Origin of the sequence: Litchfieldia alkalitelluris (genome assembly GCF_002153425.1) — a bacterium.
GTDB classification, from domain to species: Bacteria; Bacillota; Bacilli; order Bacillales; family Salisediminibacteriaceae; genus Evansella; species Evansella alkalicola.
The window spans coordinates 1-1,227 of the sequence record NZ_MTSQ01000036.1; the positions used below are offsets into that span (position 1 = coordinate 1).

General features: G+C 48.8%; 9 tRNA genes and 1 rRNA gene. All 10 read right to left on the reverse strand.

Annotated features, from left to right (window positions below):
• Positions 1-106 precede the first annotated feature (106 nt).
• A tRNA-Ala gene (locus BW724_RS23040) sits at positions 107-182 on the reverse strand.
• Between the two features lie 8 nt (positions 183-190).
• A tRNA-Pro gene (locus BW724_RS23045) sits at positions 191-267 on the reverse strand.
• A 5-nt stretch (positions 268-272) separates the two neighbouring features.
• Positions 273-349: transfer RNA gene (locus tag BW724_RS23050), tRNA-Arg, on the reverse strand.
• A 72-nt stretch (positions 350-421) separates the two neighbouring features.
• Positions 422-510, reverse strand: a tRNA-Leu gene (locus BW724_RS23055).
• Between the two features lie 19 nt (positions 511-529).
• Positions 530-604: transfer RNA gene (locus BW724_RS23060), tRNA-Gly, on the reverse strand.
• Positions 605-608: 4 nt separating this feature from the next.
• A tRNA-Leu gene (locus tag BW724_RS23065) sits at positions 609-693 on the reverse strand.
• Between the two features lie 14 nt (positions 694-707).
• Positions 708-783 (reverse strand) — tRNA-Lys (locus BW724_RS23070).
• 184 nt (positions 784-967) lie between these two features.
• A tRNA-Thr gene (locus tag BW724_RS23075) sits at positions 968-1,043 on the reverse strand.
• 5 nt (positions 1,044-1,048) lie between these two features.
• Positions 1,049-1,124, reverse strand: a tRNA-Val gene (locus BW724_RS23080).
• A gap of 9 nt (positions 1,125-1,133) precedes the next feature.
• Positions 1,134-1,227, reverse strand: a 5S ribosomal RNA gene (rrf, locus tag BW724_RS23085); the annotation flags it as partial.

Sequence of the window (1,227 nt, forward strand, 5' to 3'; positions counted from 1 at the left end):
TAATTCATTGACGGGATATTCTTCATTACTTCATAAAATATGAAATAACTTCTTATCCCACTTCGTTTGGCTTTTTGTTTAGTTTTCAAAGGTCATATAAAAATATTGGTGGAGCCTAGCGGGATCGAACCGCTGACCTCCTGCGTGCAAGGCAGGCGCTCTCCCAGCTGAGCTAAGGCCCCTAAATCAATGGTCGGGAAGACAGGATTTGAACCTGCGACCCCTTGGTCCCAAACCAAGTGCTCTGCCAAGCTGAGCTACTTCCCGATAAATGGCGCGCCCGAGAGGAGTCGAACCCCTAACCTTCTGATCCGTAGTCAGACACTCTATCCAATTGAGCTACGGGCGCATATTTATTTTTTACTACGTTTTTAACCTATTCAGAAATAATAAAATCGTTACTATTATTTCAATATTAAAATGGTGCCGAGGGCCGGACTTGAACCGGCACGATAGTCACCTACCGCAGGATTTTAAGTCCTGTGTGTCTGCCAATTCCACCACCCCGGCATGCAGACAAATTTAGTTCTGGAGCGGAAGACGGGATTCGAACCCGCGACCCCCACCTTGGCAAGGTGGTGTTCTACCACTGAACTACTTCCGCATATTGGTGCGGGTGAAGGGAGTCGAACCCCCACGCCCGAAGGCACTAGATCCTAAGTCTAGCGCGTCTGCCAGTTCCGCCACACCCGCACAAATAATAAAAATGGTGAGCCATGAAGGACTCGAACCTTCGACCCTCTGATTAAAAGTCAGATGCTCTACCAACTGAGCTAATGGCTCGCAGTTATTTCTACGATGATTATTCATGTTGCTTACGGACGATGTTGTGCTCCGTAGTCTTACCTGTCTCTTCCTCTTATAGCTACTCAAGTGAAGCTTATGCGTCGAGACAACTCGTAGCATATTCATGTTGCATCGCTTGTCACTGAGCTAATGGCTCGTAGATATTCTACGTTGAGATAAGTGGTGCTGGCCAGAGGACTTGAACCCCCAACCTACTGATTACAAGTCAGTTGCTCTACCAATTGAGCTAGGCCAGCGTATATGGTGGAGGATGACGGGCTCGAACCGCCGACCCCCTGCTTGTAAGGCAGGTGCTCTCCCAGCTGAGCTAATCCTCCATATATATCGCCCAGCAACGTCCTACTTTCACAGGGGTGAACCCCAACTATCATCGGCGCTGGAGAGCTTAACTACCGTGTTCGGCATGGGAACGGGTGTGAC